Source organism: Chroococcus sp. FPU101 (genome assembly GCF_017312365.1).
Taxonomy (GTDB): Bacteria; Cyanobacteriota; Cyanobacteriia; order Cyanobacteriales; family Microcystaceae; genus Chroococcus.
On sequence record NZ_BLJI01000012.1, the window covers coordinates 54,975 to 75,272 of the forward strand.

Annotated in this window: 20 protein-coding genes; 8 read left to right on the plus strand and 12 right to left on the minus strand. The window is 36.4% G+C overall.

Going from position 1 to position 20,298, the window contains the following annotated elements:
- Positions 1 to 5 precede the first annotated feature (5 nt).
- A complete protein-coding gene (locus CFPU101_RS12690) occupies positions 6 to 1,106 on the minus strand; it encodes a glycoside hydrolase family 10 protein (protein WP_206815707.1) in 1,101 nt (366 codons plus the stop codon).
- A gap of 50 nt (positions 1,107 to 1,156) precedes the next feature.
- Here CFPU101_RS12690 and CFPU101_RS12695 point away from each other — a divergent pair, with 50 nt between their 5' ends.
- Together CFPU101_RS12695 and CFPU101_RS12700 are read left to right on the plus strand one after the other, a co-directional pair.
- Positions 1,157 to 1,834 (plus strand): Uma2 family endonuclease, encoded by a 678-nt coding sequence (locus tag CFPU101_RS12695; RefSeq protein WP_206815708.1) that lies wholly within the window; start codon positions 1,157 to 1,159, stop codon positions 1,832 to 1,834.
- Between the two features lie 2 nt (positions 1,835 to 1,836).
- Positions 1,837 to 3,309, plus strand: coding sequence for an NAD(P)/FAD-dependent oxidoreductase (locus CFPU101_RS12700; RefSeq protein ID WP_206815709.1), 1,473 nt, complete (start codon positions 1,837 to 1,839; stop codon positions 3,307 to 3,309).
- 40 nt (positions 3,310 to 3,349) lie between these two features.
- On the opposite strand, the gene CFPU101_RS12705 is transcribed toward CFPU101_RS12700, so the two are convergent.
- The gene (locus CFPU101_RS12705; protein WP_206815710.1) at positions 3,350 to 3,667 is read right to left on the minus strand and encodes a hypothetical protein; all 318 of its coding nucleotides are present in this window, start codon (positions 3,665 to 3,667) and stop codon (positions 3,350 to 3,352) included.
- Between the two features lie 73 nt (positions 3,668 to 3,740).
- Complete coding sequence (locus CFPU101_RS12710; RefSeq protein WP_206815711.1) at positions 3,741 to 4,388, minus strand: MarC family protein; 648 nt, start codon at positions 4,386 to 4,388, stop codon at positions 3,741 to 3,743.
- A 91-nt stretch (positions 4,389 to 4,479) separates the two neighbouring features.
- Here CFPU101_RS12710 and CFPU101_RS12715 point away from each other — a divergent pair, with 91 nt between their 5' ends.
- Positions 4,480 to 7,956, plus strand: a complete 3,477-nt coding sequence (locus tag CFPU101_RS12715) for an AAA-like domain-containing protein (protein WP_206815712.1) — start codon at positions 4,480 to 4,482, stop codon at positions 7,954 to 7,956.
- 23 nt (positions 7,957 to 7,979) lie between these two features.
- On the opposite strand, the gene CFPU101_RS12720 is transcribed toward CFPU101_RS12715, so the two are convergent.
- The 4 genes from CFPU101_RS12720 to CFPU101_RS12730 form a co-directional block, all read right to left on the minus strand.
- Complete coding sequence (locus tag CFPU101_RS12720) at positions 7,980 to 8,852, minus strand: S-methyl-5'-thioadenosine phosphorylase (RefSeq protein WP_206815713.1); 873 nt, start codon at positions 8,850 to 8,852, stop codon at positions 7,980 to 7,982.
- A gap of 82 nt (positions 8,853 to 8,934) precedes the next feature.
- Positions 8,935 to 10,401: a bifunctional diguanylate cyclase/phosphodiesterase gene (locus CFPU101_RS12725; protein ID WP_242577933.1), complete on the minus strand. Its 1,467-nt coding sequence runs from the start codon at positions 10,399 to 10,401 to the stop codon at positions 8,935 to 8,937.
- Positions 10,398 to 11,018 (minus strand): response regulator, encoded by a 621-nt coding sequence (locus tag CFPU101_RS25610; RefSeq protein ID WP_242577935.1) that lies wholly within the window; start codon positions 11,016 to 11,018, stop codon positions 10,398 to 10,400. Before CFPU101_RS25610 ends, CFPU101_RS12725 begins: the two co-directional genes overlap by 4 nt.
- A gap of 24 nt (positions 11,019 to 11,042) precedes the next feature.
- Entirely contained in the window at positions 11,043 to 13,514 is a 2,472-nt protein-coding gene (locus tag CFPU101_RS12730) for a PAS domain S-box protein (protein ID WP_206815714.1), read from the minus strand.
- Between the two features lie 214 nt (positions 13,515 to 13,728).
- Here CFPU101_RS12730 and CFPU101_RS12735 point away from each other — a divergent pair, with 214 nt between their 5' ends.
- Entirely contained in the window at positions 13,729 to 14,088 is a 360-nt protein-coding gene (locus CFPU101_RS12735) for an NAD(P)H-quinone oxidoreductase subunit M (RefSeq protein ID WP_206815715.1), read from the plus strand.
- A gap of 148 nt (positions 14,089 to 14,236) precedes the next feature.
- Here CFPU101_RS12735 and CFPU101_RS12740 read toward each other — a convergent pair whose 3' ends face one another.
- The 4 genes from CFPU101_RS12740 to CFPU101_RS25995 form a co-directional block, all read right to left on the minus strand.
- Positions 14,237 to 14,521, minus strand: coding sequence for a DUF6464 family protein (locus CFPU101_RS12740; protein ID WP_206815716.1), 285 nt, complete (start codon positions 14,519 to 14,521; stop codon positions 14,237 to 14,239).
- A 61-nt stretch (positions 14,522 to 14,582) separates the two neighbouring features.
- Complete coding sequence (gene speD / locus CFPU101_RS12745; RefSeq protein ID WP_206815717.1) at positions 14,583 to 14,999, minus strand: adenosylmethionine decarboxylase; 417 nt, start codon at positions 14,997 to 14,999, stop codon at positions 14,583 to 14,585.
- Between the two features lie 144 nt (positions 15,000 to 15,143).
- On the minus strand, positions 15,144 to 16,133 hold the full coding sequence (locus CFPU101_RS12750) for a pentapeptide repeat-containing protein (protein WP_206815718.1): 990 nt from the start codon (positions 16,131 to 16,133) through the stop codon (positions 15,144 to 15,146).
- Between the two features lie 262 nt (positions 16,134 to 16,395).
- Positions 16,396 to 16,527, minus strand: coding sequence for a hypothetical protein (locus CFPU101_RS25995; protein ID WP_277988750.1), 132 nt, complete (start codon positions 16,525 to 16,527; stop codon positions 16,396 to 16,398).
- Positions 16,528 to 16,936: 409 nt separating this feature from the next.
- Between CFPU101_RS25995 and CFPU101_RS12755 the strand changes: the two genes are divergently transcribed.
- From CFPU101_RS12755 to CFPU101_RS12765, 3 genes are read left to right on the plus strand one after another with little or no spacing between them, the layout of a single operon-like run.
- Positions 16,937 to 17,488, plus strand: coding sequence for a DUF3611 family protein (locus CFPU101_RS12755; RefSeq protein WP_206815719.1), 552 nt, complete (start codon positions 16,937 to 16,939; stop codon positions 17,486 to 17,488).
- A gap of 38 nt (positions 17,489 to 17,526) precedes the next feature.
- Positions 17,527 to 17,868, plus strand: a complete 342-nt coding sequence (locus CFPU101_RS12760; protein ID WP_206815720.1) for a DUF565 domain-containing protein — start codon at positions 17,527 to 17,529, stop codon at positions 17,866 to 17,868.
- Between the two features lie 14 nt (positions 17,869 to 17,882).
- Complete coding sequence (locus CFPU101_RS12765; RefSeq protein ID WP_206815721.1) at positions 17,883 to 18,956, plus strand: glycerate kinase; 1,074 nt, start codon at positions 17,883 to 17,885, stop codon at positions 18,954 to 18,956.
- Here the strand turns inward: CFPU101_RS12765 and holB are convergent.
- A complete protein-coding gene (gene holB, locus CFPU101_RS12770) occupies positions 18,953 to 19,891 on the minus strand; it encodes a DNA polymerase III subunit delta' (protein WP_206815722.1) in 939 nt (312 codons plus the stop codon). The genes CFPU101_RS12765 and holB overlap by 4 nt on opposite strands.
- 57 nt (positions 19,892 to 19,948) lie before the next feature.
- On the opposite strand from holB, the gene CFPU101_RS12775 reads away from it, so the two are divergent.
- The gene (locus CFPU101_RS12775; protein ID WP_206815723.1) at positions 19,949 to 20,296 is read left to right on the plus strand and encodes a hypothetical protein; all 348 of its coding nucleotides are present in this window, start codon (positions 19,949 to 19,951) and stop codon (positions 20,294 to 20,296) included.
- The last annotated feature ends 2 nt before the right edge of the window (positions 20,297 to 20,298 follow it).

The following is a 20,298-nucleotide window of genomic DNA, read 5'->3' on the forward strand; positions in this document are numbered from 1 at the left end:
AAGTTCTATGTATCGTTTGTTGCACGACAAAAAGCGGGAAGTGAAGCAATTTGATTATATCCTCCCTTTGTTTTCAGTGCTATTGCATTAGCTTGATTGTTGGCTAATAATCCTTCATAGTGAAAGAATACCTGTCCCTGTAATCCTTTTTTGCGATTAAGTACAACGCATTTTAAAATATCATTTGATGTTAAGTGAACTCCATTCGCTCTAAAAGCAATACCTGGAGAAATTTTAGCTTTTTGAGTCGCATCCAAACTTAGATGAATTTTATTAACTTCAATTTCATATCTTTTAAAATTTTCTCGATAGAACTGTGGATGCAGTAAATCTACAATTCCTATGTTTAACCATGTTTGAGAATCTTGTAATAAATGATGATAACAAAAAGGATATACCGCAGGAGCCATCGAAACAATTAAATTAGGATTAATCGCTTTTACTTTAAAGTAAAGACGACGTAAAAATACAGTCAGTTGATTCGCTCTCCATTGCATCCATTGTTGATCTTTTACATTTAAAGGGGGTTTAGCCCGATTTCCGTATTCTTGTTGATATATTTTTAATGTTGTCTCATCATAACCGCCACCAATGGGCATAGCAGGAAAACGATCATCACCTTGAATGCCATCTATAGGGTAATTTTGTACAACTTCTAAGATTAAATCTAACATAAATTGTTGTACTTCTGGATGTAAACTATTCATCCAAGTTAAACCACCATGTATGACTTTATTACCACCTTGATCAAGAGCTAACCAATGAGGATTTTTTTTGATTAAATGTCCACCATTAACAATAGGAGAAGCCGCAAAACCATATTCAAACCAAGGAATAACAGCAATATTTCTACGATGTGCTTCTTTAATTAAAATATCTAATGGATCAAAATTATTTTTAGCAAAATGAGGAAAAATAGTCGGATAACCTTCTTGCTGCATTCGTTGACTTGGATACAAAGTATAACCTTGATTCCACATCACTGGAAAGATAACATTAAATCCATATTCTTGTAAAAAGTCCATGCTTTGAGCAATATTTTTCGGTGACTTCAAAACTCGACTATGGGGAAGATTAGGTATCCAAACACCGCGAAGTTCTTGCATAATGAATTGTTGATTGTCATAATTAAGATTAGATATATTTTGATGAAATTATGATTTCTTCTATTCCTGTTGAATCAGAATCACAAATATCTTTAATACCTGAATGGAAACCCGCGACTTGGGATGATTATTTGAGCGTTCGAGATGCTCCTACAATCGAACGGGTTAAACTATTTTTTTATAATAATCAACTTTTGGCAGAAATGGGCGGCGAAGGCATTAATCATTCAAAATTTGCTGATTTGTTAATAATGTTATTTTTTGTGTGGTTTCAACAACATCCTGATCAGATTTTTTCTTCATTTAGTCGGTGTCAAATCGAAAAACCAAACACAAAAGCAGGCGCACCCGATTTAGTATTATATATTGGTGATGATTATCCGCGATGGGGAGAAGGAGAAAGACGATATATTAATTTAGAATATCATCGAGTTCCTAATTTAGTCGGTGAGGTTGCTGATACTACTTTAGCTACAGATTTAGATGAAAAAAAACATCTTTATGCAGAGTTAGGAATACCTGAATATTGGGTCATTGATGTTAAAGGAAAACGGGTTATTGCTTTTAGTTTACAAGAAAATGGAACCTACCAAGAGATTGATATTTCTGTAGCTTTATCTAACTTACCGATTAAATTAGTCGAACAAACTATTTCTAAGCTAGAACAAGAATCGAATGTGAGAGCCGCTAATTGGTTTGCTGATCAAATTACAATTTATAAGCTTTAAATATGGAACCAGAAATCGTTATTATCGGTAGTGGAATTGGTGGTTTATGTGCGGGTGCAATCTTAGCAAAGTATGGCAAAAAAGTATTGATTTGTGAAAGTCATACAATCGCTGGAGGTGCAGCACATAGCTTTATTAGACAAGGATTTCACTTTGATTCTGGCCCATCTTTTTATTGTGGTTTAGGTGCCAAAAATCCAAGCAGAAATCCTCTAAAAGAAGTCTTGGATTTAATTGAAGAAGAATTAGATGTGATTCCTTATGATCCTTTAGGTTATTATCATTTTCCTGAATTTACATTCCCAGTTTACTGTAATTTAAAAGATTATCAAAAAGAAATTGCTAAAATTACACCTCAAGGAGCAAAAGAATTAGAAAAATTTTATGCTCGTCTTTTAGGTCTATATGATTGTTTAAAAGATATATCTTTACTAAAATTAAAAGCAGATTGGCAATTAATCCCGAATCTAATCTTAAACTATGCTCCCAGTTTATTAAAAACTTTACCCCAGTTAAAAATTATCAATTCTTCTGTTGGCCGAATCATGGAGCAATATATTACTGATCTTTGGGTGAGACGTTTAATTGATTTAGAATGTTTTTTGCTTTCGGGTCTAAAAGCTCATGGTACAATTGCGCCAGAAATTGCTTTTATGTTAGGGGAACGGAATCAGAGTAATGTAGAATATCCTGTTGGTGGAAGTGGTGCGATCGTAGAAACATTAATCAGAGGATTTACAAAATTTGGCGGAGAATTAAGATTAGGAACTCATGTCGAAAAAATATTAGTAGAGTCAGGAAAAGTTAAGGGTGTAAAACTACGGAATGGTAAAATAATATCAGCAAAAATAGTAATTTCTAATGCGACAGTTTGGGATACTTACACTCATCTATTAAATCCAGAAGACTTACCCCAATCCTATCGAAAAAATGCCATAGAAACACCATCAATAGAGAGTTTTATGCACCTGCATTTAGGGATAAAAGCTGATGGTTTAGAAAATTTAGCGGGTCATCATGTGGTTGTACATCAAACAGAAAAAGACCTAATAGAAGCGGGAAATACCTGTATGATTTCCATTCCTTCTGTATGGGATAAAAAACTGGCACCCAATGGACATCATGTGATTCATGCGTATACCTTAGAACCCTATTCCAATTGGCAAAAAGATCACGGATATCAGGAGAAGAAAAAAGAACGATCACAATCATTATACAAAGCTTTAGAAAAAATAATTCCCGATCTTCGCGCCAGAATTACCCTAGAATTAATTGGAACACCCTTGACTCATGCTCGTTATTTGCGTCGTTATCAGGGAACCTACGGCCCTGCAATTGCCGCAGAACAAGGAATGTTCCCCAGTTGTCATACTCCTATCTCTGGACTGTATCGCGTCGGTGATAGTACCTTACCTGGAATTGGTGTACCTGCTGTTGCTGCATCAGGAATTTTATGCGCTAATACCTTATTATGAGTCAAAAAAAGGGTGGGATAGACCCACCAAAAGAAGATTTTTAGACTTGTTCAGTAACAGGAATCGCTAAAGAATCTTCATTATGTACTATTGGAGTAGATGCAGAATAAAGATGATTGAGACGACGCGCAACAACCCAACCCGTAGCCAATAGACCCACAGATGCAGCAATGCCAAACATCATATCAGTGTGAGTTTTTTTGATGGCAAAGGGTAAGAGACTATTGGGTTTATTTTGTAGATCAAGAGTACCAGAATTACGAGCGAATGGACAAGCAGAAGCAGCTTCAGAATGTCCTAAGACACTAGATAAAGAGATACTAAGGACAATAGCAGACAGGGCGAGTGTTTTTTTCATATTACTTTAAGTTAGTGTTGAGTAAGCCTTTGCTTGAAATTATAGTAAATAAAATAGAATTGAAATAACATTTTTAGCTTTTTGTTATCAGTCCCAAATTTTTGAAAGCTTTTAAAATTGAATCTACCGCCAACCCAGCTTGTAAAATTGCCAAAATCCAGCCAATAATCTGCAAAGTTGCTACACCAACCCACCGCATGATATTGGTTGCTAGTAACATTCCGATAAAATTAAGTGCCATAATCAGTAATAATAAGCCAAAGATTGTGATTTCAAGAGATAAATTATTACGTGCAATCGACATAAAGAGTAGAATAGCAACTACACCATAAGGCGTGATGATGACTGGAACAGCTAAAGGAGAAATTGCCAATAGGCGAAGGGGTTTATTTTCTTGAATTGGAGATGCTTGAGGTGTTGAAGACCCAGAAAAATGCGAGACAATTTCAAAAGCTTGGACAAACAGGAAAATACCGCCCACAATGAGAATTGCATCTAATGAAACTTTCCAAGTGTCTAAAATGTTTAGACCAATTAAAGCAATTAGTACGGACAACAATGCAGCAATTAAACTGCTTTTTAAAGCTAGACGAAAACGATCTTTTTGTTCAAGATTTAGGGCTATTTTGTAGAAAACAGGAATGGTCTTCATTGGCCCCAAAGTTAAAAAGAAAATTGTAAAAATGTAAGTAATTTGTGGTAAATTTTCGTTCTCTTTCATTTTTTCCCTTAGTTTTCCTTAATAAAAACATATTACAACAGTCAGTTAACTAATTTTGTTAAAATGAAATAATCTTTTATAAGATTCATTAATGACTTACGAATATCGCATCGGTGGAAGTTTAAATCACAACCATCCTACATATGTTGAGAGAAAAGCGGATAAAGATTTATTAGAAGCCCTCAAAGCAGGTGAATTTTGCTACGTTTTTAACTGTCGTCAGATGGGAAAGTCTAGCTTACGGGTTCGCACGATACACCAATTGCAAAAACAAGGCTTTATTTGTACTTCAATTGATATTACAAGTCTAGGAAGTGAGGTCAATCTACAAAAGTGGTACAATGGCTTGATTATACAGCTTTTTTTAGGATTTAATTTAGGAAAAAAATTTAACTTAAAAGCTTGGTTAAAAGAGCGAGAAGACATCCCACCAGTTCAAAAGCTTAAAGATTTTTTAGAACAGATTATATTTGTCGAATTTGTACAACAAAAAATTATTATTTGTTTTGACGAAATTGATAAACTTATCAGCTTGGATTTTTCATCCGATGATTTTTTCTCTTTTATTCGCTTTTGCTATAATCAAAGAGCCGAAAATAAAAACTATGAACAAGTAACTTTTGCTTTGTTTGGTGTAACGACTCCCTCAGATTTGATCCGAGAAAAAACACAAACATCTTTTAATATTGGTAAAGCTATTGAATTAACAGGTTTTACAATAGCAGAAGCAAAATCGTTAGAAGAAGGATTAATCGAAAAAGTAGAAAGTCCTTATTTAGCTTTAAAGGAAATTCTTTATTGGACAGGGGGACAACCTTTTTTAACTCAAAAGCTATGTCAATATGTTAAAAAATATTCTGCATTTATTTATTTAGAAAATCAGTCAGAAGTTATCACGCAATTAGTCAATACTTCGATGACAGAAAACTGGGAATCACAAGATGAGCCAGTCCACTTTAAAACGATTAAAGATCGTTTGCTACGAAATGAACAAAAAGCAGGAAGATTATTAGGACTTTATCAACAAATTCTTAAACATGGCTGGATAGAAGTTGATGATAGCCCCGAACAAACAGAATTAAAATTATCTGGTCTAGTAGTAGAAAAAAATAACAAATTAGTTGTATATAACCCAATTTATCAAGCTATTTTTAATCAAGAATGGTTGATAAAACAGTTAGAAAAACTTCGACCCTATTCAGAAGCCATTAATGCTTGGGAGTTATCCAACTATCAAGATGAATCACGTCTTTTACGAGGACAATCTTTAAAAGATGCTTTAGTTTGGACAGTAGGTAAAAGTTTATCAAATTTAGACTATCAATTTTTGAATGCAAGTCAGAAACTTGAACAAAAAGATATAGAAATTAATTTAGATACAGAGCGAAAAGCTAATCAAATTTTAACCAATGCTAATCAAAAAGCTAAACAGATGATCCGCGTTGGTTCAGTTATTTTAGGAATATCTTTAGTGAGTGCAATTGGGTCTGCGATTGCAACATTTCAAGCTATCGAAAAGCAACAGGAAGCACAACTTGGAACACAACTTCAACAAACTAGCGAGACAGCCTTAAGACAATTTCAATTTCAACAATTAGATGCCTTAAAATCATCCATACAAGCGGGACAAAAACTTGAAAATATAGTCAAAGATCAACGTATTTTAGCTAAGTATCCAACCACTAGCCCGATTATTTCACTACAACAAATCTTAAGAGAAATACAAGAAAAAAATCAATTAGAAAGTCATCAAGAGGCGGTGACTAGCGTTGCTTTTAGTCCCAGTGGTAATTATTTAGCAACAGCATCTAGGGATAATACTGTTAAATTATGGACTAAAAATGGCAAAGAATTAAAAACATTAAAAGGACATCAAGGGGCTATTTACGGTGCAGCCTTTAGTCCAGATAGTAAAACAATCGCAACTGCATCTCAAGATAGAACAATTATATTATGGGATTTACAAGAAAAAGCATTAGTAACATTACAAGGACACAAAGGTTCAGTTTATAGTGTTAGTTTTAGTCCAAATGGTCAATTTATTGCTAGTACATCGAGAGACGGAACTGCGAGACTTTGGAATTTAAAAGGACAGCAATTAAGGATTTTTAGTGGACATAAAAAATCTGTAGATGATGTTAGCTTTAGTCCCGATGGTAAAAAACTAGCTACCGCATCACGAGATGGAAGTTTAATTATTTGGAACCTAGAAGGAGAAAAATTATTAATTATTAAACAACCGAATTTATTACCTTTTTATAGTGTTAGTTTTAGTCCTGATGCTCAATATATAGCCGCAGCTACTAGCGATGGTATAACAAAAATTTGGGACTTACAGGGTAAATTAATATTAACTTTAAAAGGACATCTAGAAAATGTTAATAGTGTTAATTTTAGTCCAGATGGCAAATCTTTAGTAACTGCTTCTAGTGATGGAACTGCTAAAATTTGGACTTTACAAGGACAAGAACTGACAACCTTAAAAGGACATCTAGAACCTGTATATGAAGCAGTATTTAGCCCAGATGGAAAATCTTTAGCAACCGCTTCTAGCGATGGAACTGCTAAACTATGGCAACTTAATTCAACTATTTATACACAAGATCAATCATCAGAAATTGGCATAACTAGCGTTAGTTTTAGTCCTGATGGAGCAGAAATTGCTACAGCGAATAAAGATGGTTATATTATTGTAAAAAATATTCAAAGTAAACAATCAACTAAATTTTCATCTGATTTAGAATGGATTTATGATCTTGATTTTAGTTCAAATCATCAAAAAATAGCGGCCGCTTCTCGCAGTGGAATAGCTAAAATTTGGGATATTAAAGGTAAAGTCTTAACAGAGATTGAAATTGATTCTACTCCAGTTTATAGCGTTAGTTTTAGCCCTAATCTACCAGAAATTGCCATTGGTTTAGGAGATGGTAGAGTAGCAATCTGGAATATTCAAAATCAAAAACCTCTACTTAAAAAAAGTGTTCAAGTTGATGTCAATCCGATTTCTAGCCTCGCTTTTAGTCCTGATGGAAACCAATTAGCCATTGCTTCGAGAGAAGGTATAATACAACTGATAAATCAGGATGATTTCTATATTAAATTTGCTAGTAATCAAGCAAGAATTTATCAAATTGTCTATAGTTCTGATGGTCAAAAAATCGCTACCGCATCTAACGATGGAACTGTTAAAATCTGGAATAGACAAAGGCAATTAATCACCACCCTCCGAGGTGATTTATTTCCTGTTTATAGCGTTGTTTTTAGTAATGATGGAAAATTCATCGCAACCGCTTCTAGTGATGGAACCGCGAGAATTTGGGACGAATCAGGGCAATTAAGATCAGAATATAAAGGTGAGCAAAATAGTCTATTAGGTATTGATTTCACAACAAATAGTCAACAACTTATTACTATTTCACAAAATGGAAAAATAGGAAAATGGCAAGTCGAAAATGAATTATCTCGACTTAGTAGTCTACTGAATCAGGGTTGTCAATGGCTAGACGATTATCTAAATTCTCATCCCCAAGAGCGAGAAGAACTAACCGTTTGCCAACCTAAATTGTAATAACAATTTCTTTAGTTATGCCTCTACAAATATTTTTTCAAAAATAAAGATAACTTTTCTTTAGTTTCAGATGGTGCAGTATCTAAAGGAGTGATGATTGCATATTTTAAAGCAGAATGAGCCGTCGACACGAAAGGATGATCACTAATACGGCGTACTGTTTCTTGAATCACTTTTTGAGCATTAACCGCATTTTTATGTAAGTTACCGATGACCATTTCTACCGTAACTTGATCATGATCGGGATGCCAACAATCATAATCGGTAACTAATGCTAAAGTTGCATAAGCAATTTCCGCTTCTCTAGCTAATTTGGCTTCGGTTAAATTGGTCATTCCGATAATACTTGCGCCCCAACTCCGATATAAATTAGATTCAGCTTTCGTCGAAAATGCTGGCCCTTCCATACAGATATAAGTTCCCCCACGATGCAAAGTGACATTCGTTAAGTTTAAACTTTCCACCGCATCCATTAAGACTTTTGCTAATTCCAGACAAACGGGATCACCAAAAGCCACATGACCCACAATTCCTTCACCAAAAAAAGTAGCAATTCTATGTTTTGTACGATCAATAAATTGATCAGGTACGACTAAATCTAAGGGTTTTACTTCCTCAGATAGAGAACCCACCGCCGAAGCAGAAATAATATATTCTACTCCTAATTGTTTCATGGCATGAATATTAGCACGAAACGGGACTTCTGTAGGGGTTAAATGATGACTGCGACCATGACGCGCTAAAAATGCAACTGTGACTCCATCTAATGTACCTGTAATGATGGCATCAGACGGAGAACCAAAAGGCGTATCTAGAATAATTTCTTGAACATCTTTGAGGGCCTCCATTTTATAGAGTCCGCTACCGCCAATGATGCCAATTTTTGCTTGTACCATGATTAAAGATCAGCTAGATTACTCAACTATTGTACAGAATCGACGATCTTTCAGTTAATTAGTACAATTATTAGTATAAAAATCATTGATGATCTCTCATAATTAAGCTTTCTGCTGCATCCTGTGATAAAGGTGGAGCAAAAAAGTATCCTTGAGCATATTCACATCGTAATTCTTGCAATTTATTTAGTTGTTCTGAGGTTTCGACACCCTCGGCAATAACCACCATACTCAAGTTTTGAGCCAACATCATAATCGTGCGAACAATTTCTAAACTCTCGCTTTCTTTGTCTAATCGATTGATAAAAAAGCGATCAATTTTCATAATATCGAAAGGGAAGCGGTGTAGATAACTTAATGACGAATAACCCGTACCAAAGTCATCTATGCTCAGACCAATTCCCAGTGCTTTGAGTTGTGCGAGAATGGTGGTAGCCGATTCTGGATTATCGATAATTACGGTTTCTGTAATTTCTAATTTTAGAGAACTGGCATTAAGACCCGTTTCTTCTAAGACCTGTAAAATTTGTTCTACTAAATCAGATCGAGTAAAATGTTTACTAGAAAGATTGACACTAATCGTTAAAGGTTGATTAAAATTAGCAAACTGCTGCTGCCATAACTGGGTTTGATAACAAGCTTCCTGCAATACCCAAAGATCAATTTCTAAAATCAGTCCAGTTTCTTCAGCAATTGGGATAAATTCTGCTGGAGAAATTAAACCGCGTTTGGGGTGTCGCCAACGTACCAAGGCTTCAAAACCGATCAGTTTGTTGGTCGAAAGTGATATGATCGGTTGATAATAAACCTCAAACTCGCAGTTATCCATCGCTCGTCTTAGGTCATTTTCTAATTGTAAGAGGGCTTTGGCTTGGGCGTGCATGATGGCATCGAAGACCTCATAACGTGCCTTACCTAAAGCTTTGGCACGATACATAGCAATGTCGGCATTTCGCAACAGATCTTCTACTTGATCATGATGACTAAAACCAAGGACAATACCAATACTCACCGTCGTAAAAACTTGCTGTGCATCCAAATTAAAAGGCACATTCAATTCTTGTATAATTCGTTCAGCTGCACGACAAGCATCGCTAACATCTTGAATGTCTTCTAATAAAATAGCAAACTCATCTCCTCCTAGACGAGCAATAGTATCTGAAGCACGCAAACATCCTTCGAGTCTGGCCGCGATCGCAATTAATAATTGATCACCAATCGGATGTCCTAGACTATCATTAACCAGTTTAAATCGGTCTAGATCTAAAAACAGTACAGCAAATCGTGTGTCTTGATGTCGCTTCAGTCGTTCAATTGCCTGTGTTAAACGATCAATAAATAAAAGACGGTTGGGTAAACCCGTTAGTGCATCGTGAAAAGCTTGATAGCTTAATTGTTCTCTCACTTTACGCTGTTCAGTCATGTCCCAAAAGACTAAAACTGCGCCGATGACATTTTCTTGATCATCAATAATAGGTGCAGCACTATCACCAATGGGAATTTCAGCCCCGTTTTTCGATAAAAGCAGCGTATCTTCAGGGAGTTTCATAATCTCACCTTTTTCCATCGCTTTGATAACAGGACTTTCGATGGATGATAATTTGTTCCATCAACGATTGTAAAGATTTCGGTTGACGCTTTACCTAATGCTTCTTCTTGTGGCCAACCTGTTAAGGATTCGGCAATGGGATTCATAAATGTGATCTCTGCATTGAGATCATTAGTAATTACTCCATCACCAATACTCTTAAGGACAGTGGATAACCATTGCGACTTTTCCTTAAGTTGCTTTTCCATGCGGTGTTTATAAAGAGTAATTTCAATAGTGCTATGCAATTCTCTTTCATTAAAAGGCTTGACAATATAGCCAAATGGACTGGTTACTTTAGCCCGATTTAAAGTATTTTCATCAGTATATGCAGTTAGATAGATGACAGGTATATTAAAACGCGAATAAATTTCGGCTGCTGCTGTAATACCGTCCATATCGCCTTTTAAGCGAATATCCATTAAGACTAAATTCGGCTGAATTTCTGCTACTTTCTCAATGGCTAAATAGCCCGTATCAGCGATCGCTAGTACATGATACCCTAAGTTTTCTAGGGTTGATTCTAAATCTAGAGCTACAATAAGTTCATCTTCTGCTATGACGATTGTTTCTAGCATTTGTATTAATTTGACGTTTTTTTACTACTTTAAACTAGGAAATGTTATTTTGAATTGAATTCCTTGGGAAATAGAATTAATTTTTAATGTTCCTCGTGACTGCGCTATCCAGCTTTTAACTAATTTTAGTCCCAAGGTTTTTGGATTATCCAGATCAAAATCGCTTGGTAAGCCAATTCCGTTATCCCCAATGAGTAGCACAAGCCCTTCTTGTTCTAAAAACTGAATTTTGACCGTAATTTCACCTAGTTGGTTTTCGGGAAATGCGTATTTTAATGAATTAGAAATTAATTCGTTTACAATTAGACCGCAGCTAAGGGCTTCATCAACATCGAGTAAAATTCGTGGACTAATTTCTGTTTTTAAAGTAATTATACTAGTGTTGATCCCATAGGAGCGAAATAAATTAGTTGCTAAATAATGAATATATTCAGCAAAATTAATTCTTGAGAGATCTTGAGATTGATACAATTTCTCGTGAATCAGTGCCATTGCTCGAACACGATTCTGACTTTCTTTTAAAATTTGATAGGCGGTTTCATCTTTAATGCTGCGAGATTGAAGATTAAGCAGACTACAAATCACTTGCAGATTATTTTTAACGCGATGATGGATTTCCTGTAACAAAACCTCTTTTTCTTTCAGTGATGTCTTAATTTGTTCCTCAGCCCGTTTACGTTCTGCAATTTCGGTTTGCAATTCTTGGTTAGCGTGGGCTAGATCGGTGGTGCGTTCTTTAACCCGTTGTTCTAATTCTTCGTAAGCATTCTGAAGGGCAGCTTCAGCCTGTTTACGAGCGTCAATAAGATAACAAGAACCAATATATCCCGCAAAATTGCCATCAAGATCATAAAAAGGTACGCCATAATTAGCCAGCCAGCAATATACCCCATCATAACGACGCAAACGATACTCCATAATTAATGTTTGACGAGCTTGAATCGTTTCGAGATAAGTTTCTAGACAGTAATATAAGTCTTCAGGATGTACCCCTTCTAACCAACCATCTCCCATTTCTTGCTCGATGGTTCGACCTGTAAAGTCTAACCAAGTTTGATTAAAATAGTTGCATTGAGCATTTACATCAGAACGCCAGATCAAGGTCGGGAATTTTTCAAAAAGAGCAAGATAAAAGTCTCGTGATCTCGTAATAATTGTTTCTGCTTGTTTAACCTCTGTGGTATCACGCCCAACAGATTGATACTCTAAAAATCGTCCCTGTTCGTCTAAGATCATACGATTAATCCATTGTGTCCAGCGAATCTGTCCACCCACAATGACACGATTTTCGATCGTGACTACGGGATTGACTACAGAGATTGAGTTAATCAGTTTTGCGACCTGTTCTCGATCATCTTCAACAATAAGAGGTTCATAACAGTTCCCAATTAATTCTTCTTTTCTCACCCCAAAATAACGACAATAAGCATCATTAATAAAAGTCAATGTCCCATCGCTTTGAAATCGAGTAATCAGTTCGGTTTGATCATCGACGATCGCACGATATCGGGCTTCACTTTGCTGTAGGGCTTGATTCGTCTCTAATAGCTGCTTGGTACGTTCTTGTACCCGTTGTTCTAGTTCAGTTTTGTATGTATGCAGTTTTTCTTCTAATTGTTTGCGAGTCGTAATATCTCGCACGATAATCAGTACTTCATCATGGTTAAGTGGAGTAATCCGTATTTCTTCATAAGCTAATCTGTCGTATTTAAAAAATTGATGCTCATAAACTTGTAATTCTTTTGTCGTCAGTGCTTGCTCGATGTATTCCAATTGATTTTGTACTAACTTGGCTGGCAAAACCTCAGAAAGATGGTGAGTAATGGGAACAAAGCTTTCTAAATTGATATCTTTTGGCACTCTACAATCAATACAAAAACCATCCTTTTTGACACGCAACAGCAAATCGGGAATCGCTGCAATTATGGCCTTATTTTGACTTTCGCTTTGTTGGAGTGCTTTTTGGGTTTGCTCCCGTTCTATAATTTCTATCGATAATTTCTGGTTAGCTTTGACAATTTCCTCAGTCCGTTCTCTGACTCGGATTTCTAATTCATCGTGAGCCTGTTTTAAGGCGGTTTGAGCCTGTTTACGTTCTATTATTTCACGTTCTAAAACGGCGGGACTTGGAAGTGCTAAAGCTTTGGGAATTAACGGTACAAGCATACTTGCTGTGGTGACGGAAATAAGAGCCGTCATTGCTTTGATGATTCCAGATAGCCAATAAGTCGGATACCAAAGCGTCCAAATCTCTATAATGTGAGTTGTGCCACAGGCGATGATAAATCCCCCAAATAATAAAAACATCCAAGCGTAGGGTAAGTCTACACGTCGGCGAACAAAGTACAAAAGACTAATCGGAATAGAATAATAGGCTAAGGCAATTAATCCATCAGATACCAGATGAAGCCAGACTAAATCCGATTTCCATAGATAACAATGTCCGTGAGGGATAAAAGGGCTTGAAGTAAAAAGGTTGTTGATGACTTCAAGCATAGTGTTACTCCTATTGAATATTAATACGTCCTAAGACAGTTATAAATTACTGAAGCTTAACCGCATAAGGTACGAAGCCACACACAATCTTAAGAAATGTAACAGGTAACTATTTTTATCTATGATAATTATTGGTCACATTCTTGATTTCTTTTTCTGACCAAAGCGTGTCAAAATCGAGTAGAGCAATTTTTAACATAAACCCAAATTATTTATGCTGTTGAAGTCTACGACCCGTCATATTCGTATTTATACAGCCGAAGTAGAAGGCAATGAATTAGTAGAGAGTGATAAGGTTTTGACGCTCGATATTGATCCAGATAATGAATTTATCTGGGATGAAGTCGATTTGCAAAAAGTTTATCGTAAATTTGATGAATTAGTCGAATCTTATAGCGGACAAGATTTAACCGAATATAATTTGCGTCGAATTGGGTCTGAGTTAGAGCATTTTATCCGTTCTTTGCTTCAAAAAGGAGAAATTAGTTATAACCTTGATGCAAGAGTGAAAAACTATAGTATGGGTCTACCTCGCATTGATAGTCCCGATAGCAAAGGAAAATATAATCTTTAGATTACTGACTTCTCCTAACCCCCCTCCACCGCTCCCTAGCCCCCTTCTGTGAGGTGGGGCAAGGTTAGAGGAATCTGTCTATATATGGAGAGGGAACTATGGGGAAAAAGTTAAAAAAAATTATGTTAATTAATCTGATTTGCTATAATCATCTGGCTTTGTAATGCAAACATCCTTCACAAGGGCCACTCGGATTAATAGCACAGCGCAAATGAGGCGATCGCGCATTGTAAAAACAACTGATCTCGCCGATCAAAAATGTTTGGTCTTCACAAACGTCTAAAAAGTCGCTTACTATTGCTACTGGATAAACAGGCTCAGAACGAATCCGTCTCATTCTGGCTTGGAATCTTCGTTGCGATCGCCGAACAATTTCCAGACCGAATACAGAAGGTATTAAAGCTAGGATCAAGATGATAATTATCCTAATCACACTGTTTAAGAGCAATAATAAGCGACTTTTCTTTTATTCTAGTCGCTTTTGTCAAGAATGCTTACGCTACTCCTGCAATTTCTTTAAGAGATTTAGCCGAAAAAGTCTCTAAATGTCCATTTGCATCAGCACCCGAAGGATAACCTCTTGTTAGATCGGTGATACTGTAGTCTCCTGCTTTTAGGGCTTTAATGACAATTTTCATCGCTTCTTCTGGTTTTCCTCGACCACAGAAAAAGATGTCCGCAGCAAAGTAGCCCAGTTCTGGCCAAGTGTGAATAGCAATATGTGATTCCGATAATGTTGCGGTCGCGGTCACTCCGTGAGGACTGAACTGGTGGACGCACAAATCGATTAACGTTGCTTCACCTGCCGTAATTCCTTCAAGAAGAGCTTGACGAATTCGGTCTGCATCATTAAGAAGGTCTGCGGGGGCGTTCCAAGCATCGACAATCAAATGGGTACCCAGTTTGGTCATTTTTTATTCTTTACTCCACAGATATTTTATTCCAAGACTTCTAAGCATAACACAAATTCCCTAGCTACTCAATAGCTAAGGTAAAGAATTTATTAACTTTTGTTTAAGTATCATCTGTCTTAAGCAAGACAAATGACTGAAACCCTATCCTCTACTACCATTGGGCATAATGGTTTCTTCTAATGAAGCGGCTAGTAAGTTAGTTTCCGCTAAGATAGCTCCAATTAAATTAGCTTGATTAAGATTTGCCTTTTTTAAATTAGCTCCCACCAAATGAGTTAATAATAAGCCAGCTTGACTCAAATTCGCTTTGGATAAGTCGGCATCGCATAAGTTAGCATTAACTAAATTACAGCCTGATAAATTAGCACTGGTTAAATTGGCTCGTTGCAGGTTAGCTTTGCTCAATTCCGCGCCTTCTAAATTCGCACCTTTAAGATTTGCGCTGGTTAGGTCAGCACTACTCAAGTTAGCTCCTTCTAGGTTGGCATCTTTAAGATTTGCACCTTTGAGATTAACCTGACGTAAATCTGCGTATCTGAGATCTGCACCTTGTAGGTTAATTTCTTGTAAATTAGCTCGATAAAGATAAGCTTTGATCAGACTCGCTTTTTTAAGATTAGCTTGAGTCAAATTGGCGTTTGAAAGAATCGCACGATTTAAAATCGCTTGTTGTAAGTTGGTTTGCTCAAGGATGGCATTAGTTAAGCTAACACCTGTTAAATCTGCTTTTTCAAGGTTAGCTTTTGACAAATGAGCAAATACTAGACTTGCACCCACTAAACACGCTTGACTCAAGTCGGCTTTTTTGAGAATAATATTACTTAGAATTGCACCGCTTAAATTGGCTTTAACTAATGTTGCTTCAGTTAAATTAGTATGAGTTAAGGTCGCTTCAATCAAAATCGCTTGATTTAAGTTCGCTCGTTTTAAATTTGCATCACTTAAATTTGCACTGATGAAAGTTCCTTTACTCAAGTCACTTTGTTGTAACTCGGCACGACTAAGATTAATTCGGTTAAGCGTAGCTTTCTTGAAGTTGGCTCGATACAATTTGGCTTCACGAAAGTTACGGTGTCCTTGTTGATATGACTGTAAAAGATAATTTGGACTTAAAAGAGCATTGGTACTCATAAAAATTATGATTGTTCTGGAAATTTAATTCCAGTTTTTAAGTTTTGCTTTTTTGGCAATAAAATAAATGGGACGGGTCTACCAGTACTTAAACTGATTTAAAGTGTTTTATTTTGACTAAGCGAAACTAAGGTTAGAAGAATGGAGTCTTTACCTACACTGATAAGCTCTCACTCAACAAGCACAGGTTCTACACTCTATAACTGTCTTCCGTAACAGATCATTTAGATTACTGTCCCAATCTTGTGTACCTTGGCGATCGCTACAAATGATCACCTTTTAATCTACCTAAACCACTTTGCCAACCAGGTCTAGGCATTAAGTTCGCAAAATCTTGAGCATCGGTTCTTTTAACCGAATCTATGGCGACTCCGATAGATTGCCTCGATAACATACAATGCACGCTTACGGGTTAGTTGTGAGCTTTTGATTTACGATTTTTTGATTAACTTCATTGCTCCTTAATAGTATGTAACTTAATGGTTAGATATAACCGATCGCTACTTTGTAAGCTTTTCCTCTTACGGGATGTACTACCACATCCTTCATCAGATTAGCTTTTCAGCGTTTCTGACTACTTTGATCTTTAAGCATTGATTAAAAACAGATCAATAAGCTAATCATAATCGTTTTTTAGGTCATTTGGCAAGTGAATTTTAGGCACTCCCCATACAACCCCCACTTAATGTAGTCAAGTGATCGAAAAAAGATCAAAATGGTAAAAGAGAGAATATGTTAGTCATGAGTCTTAAGACAGATTGACCAGCGCATAAATCTTTTAACTTCTAATCGATCAATAATATATGTCTAGAGATTCTGATCTTTCTGCGTCAATACCCGCTTCAGTTCAAGCTGCATCAAGTCTGCTCAGACGTTGGGGACTGGGGAAATTTTGGGCTGAGTTTATTTTGGGAATTATTTCTTGTGTTCCCGTCGGTGCAAGTGTACTAACTAGCCGTAACAGAACAGGTGGGGTAGGTAGTTTCTGGGCAGTCGGTGGATTATTTGCCCTACTCCTTAGTATCTATTTTGCGTGGCGTTATTTTAGTTTAGGGAGAACATTAAGAGTCACAGAAGCAAGTGAACGTCCGAAACGAGTCGAAACACAGCAATTGATTAAACAAGGTTTGATCATTAATCTAGTTGGGATGTTTTTCTCTCTCATCGGCACTCAGTCTTCTGTCGGTGATGCTTTGATTAAGTCATTTTCTCAAACTGGCTCAAATGTGGTGCAGGGCGGTTGTATTCTGAATTCTGCTAATATTTTTGATATTCAAGCAAATACAGCAATTTTTACGGTTCATTTTATTGGTCTTTCTATTTCTTTATGGCTTCTTAACCGTCTGACCAAGTAAAATACTACCAGCTTAAAAAAGCAGTTTATGAATGACTTATGCAGCGCACTCGCCTTAGTACCCTGTTTGATACGGCTGGAAATCGTCTAACTCAACTAACTGATAATCCTTGGCGACGAATTTTGTTAGGGATTATGATGTTATTGTTGGGCTTTTTTGTTGGCTCGGCTGTTTCGACAATCGCAGGACAAAGAGGGGCTTTGGATGTTGTTGCGTCGGCTTTGCTTGTTTTATTTATCGAAGTGGTTAGCCGTTTGTTTTATAGTCGTAGTCTTCTCTTGAGAGTCAATCAACGCCCGTTATGGCTCGCTCAACTCAATATTTTTAAAATTGGATTAATGTATAGTTTATTTCTTGAAGCCTTCAAACTTGGCTCGTAAAATTAAGTTTTAGGATGTTAGAGCAACAATCTTATGAGATTCTGCAACGTTGGCGTAGCGAACAGCGTTTTAATTCAGCAGACATCCATCATCTGCTTAAACTAGAATTTGAGTCTGGACGCGCTACAGCTTTTAATCTAACTCTGTTGAACGGTGAACGTGAGATGAGACATAGGGCTAAACTTTTTAGCTATTCTTGCGATCGTATGATTAAGATCTGTCAAACCCTAGGTTTTCTATCAGAAGAAACGATTATCGAAACATTATGGGTTTTGTGGCTTCCTTTAACGCTTCAATTAGCCCAAAAGAAAAAAAATTTATCAAGACCTTTGATCCAAGGAATTTTAGGGGGACAAGGAACGGGAAAAACCACTTTAACTCAAATTGTTTGTCTTTTGTTACAGTATTTGGGATACAAAGCGATCGGTATTTCAATTGATGATTTTTATAAAACCTATGCAGAACGTCAACAATTAAAAGTTAAAGATCCGCGTTTGGTGCGACGTGGCCCCCCTGGAACCCATGATCTCAATTTAGCTCTTAAAACCTTTAATCACCTACTGCAAGCCAAACCCAAAGAATTAATCTCTATTCCACGTTTTAATAAAGCTTTACATCACGGTGAGGGGGATCGTCTTTCATCGCCTGAATTTGTCCATGATGTTGATCTAGTTTTATTTGAAGGTTGGTTTGTTGGAGTTCGTCCTGTTGAAAAAACATTTTTTAATCAGTCACTGCCCCGCGAAGTGGCCGAAGTTATTACGCTAAAATATTTGCAATTTGCCAGAGATAATCGCCGTCGTTTAAAAGAATATTTACCACTTTGGGAAAAATTGGATAGTTTAATCGTATTATATCCTCAAGATTATCGCTGGAGTATGGCTTGGCGTATTGAAGCCGAACATCAAATGATTGCATCACAACACACGGGAATGAGTAATGCAGAAGTTCAAAACTTTGTTTACTATTTTTGGCGATCGCTTCACCCAGTACTTTATATTAAACCTTTGATACGAGATCCTCGATATGTTGATTTAGTAGTAGAAATTGCTCAGGATCATCGTCCATGCTCGATCTATCAGCCTTAACATAAATCTAATAATGTGCATTCCCAAACTAAACGGGGCTGTACATAATTTAATAAGCATTGCCGAGCTTTTTCAAGTGTTTCTAGTTTTTGGGGATTTTGGCTTTGTTTCCAGTAATATTGCTGCAAATAGTCTACTAACCATAATTGGACATCATTTTCTAAGTCTTGGGCGAGTTTTTTGGCTAGTTCTAAAATTTTAATCGGTGATTTGGGTAAATGAGTTAATTGCTGTTGTAATTCAACAGGAATTGATTGTAAATAACTGTAAGATGTGATCGCTTCTCCAGGGCTACCCGCAGCCATGACTAAAAGTTCAGGATAGTTTAATATTTCTTCATATTGATTTACTTTTAAAACGTGTGCCATCTGCTCAGATGAAAGACGATAAAACGGAATACGCTGACAACGAGAAACTAAAGTCGGTAAAAGTGAATCTGTACTTGGAGCAATTAAAATAAGTGTTGCTTTGCCCGGTTCTTCCAATGTTTTTAGTAAAGCATTAGCTGCCGCTTCTGTCATCGTGTGAGCATCTTCAATAACAATAACTGAGCGAAATGATTCTAAAGGAGGACGACTTAAGAAATAAATAATTTCTCTAACTTGTTCAATCCGAATTTGTGGGGGGGCTTTGCGTTTTAATCCTGCATTTTCGGCTTCTTTTGCTGTTAAAAGTTGTCCTTGATGTTGATAAGTCGGTTGTACCCAGAGTAAGTCGGGATGATTATTTGCTAATAAACGTTTTTGTGCTAGAGAAGATTTTTCTAAAGTGAGTCCAAAACTTAGTAAAGACTCACAGAAACATTTTGCGGCTAAAGAACGTCCTATACCATTAGCACCCACAAATAGATATGCAGGAGCAAGACGATCGCGTTGAATCGCTTGCTTTAGTAATTCTATTGCTTGTGGTTGTCCGATTAGTTCTGAGCAATTCATCTGAACATTCGTTATCATCAAAGTATAGTTTGAAATCATCAACAAACTTTTAAAATTATGGCTCGATATCTCTGCTCTTACCTAGCAAAAGCTCCTCTAGAAGAACTAAAACCCGCCTTGAGTGAAGTCTTAAAATTTTGTAATTTTGATATTATCTATCATACAATTGATTATATAATGGCGCGAGAAACTCCAGGTAGGATTTTATTTTCCAAATTAGTAACGGTAGAAGTTTTAATCGATAGTACAACCGCTACAAATCAAGGAATTCAAGTTAACTTAGTTGTTAAAAATGATGAACTTCCCTTACAAAGTAATAATCATTGCCGTCAGCTTTTTGAGCGGTTGCAAGACACCCTATCACAAGATCACCAGTGGAAATTAGTGGCTAATGCTCCAACTTAGGC

Bases quoted from the DNA above. Each gene is read 5' to 3' on its own strand.
- CFPU101_RS12720 (WP_206815713.1), bottom strand. From the start codon at position 8,852: ATGGTACAAGCAAAAATTGGCATCATTGGCGGTAGCGGACTCTATAAA.
- CFPU101_RS12705 (WP_206815710.1), bottom strand. From the start codon at position 3,667: ATGAAAAAAACACTCGCCCTGTCTGCTATTGTCCTTAGTATCTCTTTA.
- CFPU101_RS12760 (WP_206815720.1), top strand. From the start codon at position 17,527: ATGCAGCGCACTCGCCTTAGTACCCTGTTTGATACGGCTGGAAATCGT.
- speD (WP_206815717.1), bottom strand. From the start codon at position 14,999: ATGACCAAACTGGGTACCCATTTGATTGTCGATGCTTGGAACGCCCCC.
- CFPU101_RS12775 (WP_206815723.1), top strand. From the start codon at position 19,949: ATGGCTCGATATCTCTGCTCTTACCTAGCAAAAGCTCCTCTAGAAGAA.
- CFPU101_RS12725 (WP_242577933.1), bottom strand. From the start codon at position 10,401: ATGAAACTCCCTGAAGATACGCTGCTTTTATCGAAAAACGGGGCTGAA.
- CFPU101_RS12690 (WP_206815707.1), bottom strand. From the start codon at position 1,106: ATGCAAGAACTTCGCGGTGTTTGGATACCTAATCTTCCCCATAGTCGA.
- CFPU101_RS25610 (WP_242577935.1), bottom strand. From the start codon at position 11,018: ATGCTAGAAACAATCGTCATAGCAGAAGATGAACTTATTGTAGCTCTA.
- CFPU101_RS12735 (WP_206815715.1), top strand. From the start codon at position 13,729: ATGCTGTTGAAGTCTACGACCCGTCATATTCGTATTTATACAGCCGAA.
- CFPU101_RS12755 (WP_206815719.1), top strand. From the start codon at position 16,937: ATGTCTAGAGATTCTGATCTTTCTGCGTCAATACCCGCTTCAGTTCAA.
- CFPU101_RS12710 (WP_206815711.1), bottom strand. From the start codon at position 4,388: ATGAAAGAGAACGAAAATTTACCACAAATTACTTACATTTTTACAATT.
- holB (WP_206815722.1), bottom strand. From the start codon at position 19,891: ATGAATTGCTCAGAACTAATCGGACAACCACAAGCAATAGAATTACTA.
- CFPU101_RS12750 (WP_206815718.1), bottom strand. From the start codon at position 16,133: ATGAGTACCAATGCTCTTTTAAGTCCAAATTATCTTTTACAGTCATAT.
- CFPU101_RS12730 (WP_206815714.1), bottom strand. From the start codon at position 13,514: ATGCTTGAAGTCATCAACAACCTTTTTACTTCAAGCCCTTTTATCCCT.
- CFPU101_RS12700 (WP_206815709.1), top strand. From the start codon at position 1,837: ATGGAACCAGAAATCGTTATTATCGGTAGTGGAATTGGTGGTTTATGT.
- CFPU101_RS25995 (WP_277988750.1), bottom strand. From the start codon at position 16,527: ATGTTATCGAGGCAATCTATCGGAGTCGCCATAGATTCGGTTAAAAGA.
- CFPU101_RS12715 (WP_206815712.1), top strand. From the start codon at position 4,480: ATGACTTACGAATATCGCATCGGTGGAAGTTTAAATCACAACCATCCT.
- CFPU101_RS12695 (WP_206815708.1), top strand. From the start codon at position 1,157: ATGATTTCTTCTATTCCTGTTGAATCAGAATCACAAATATCTTTAATA.
- CFPU101_RS12765 (WP_206815721.1), top strand. From the start codon at position 17,883: ATGTTAGAGCAACAATCTTATGAGATTCTGCAACGTTGGCGTAGCGAA.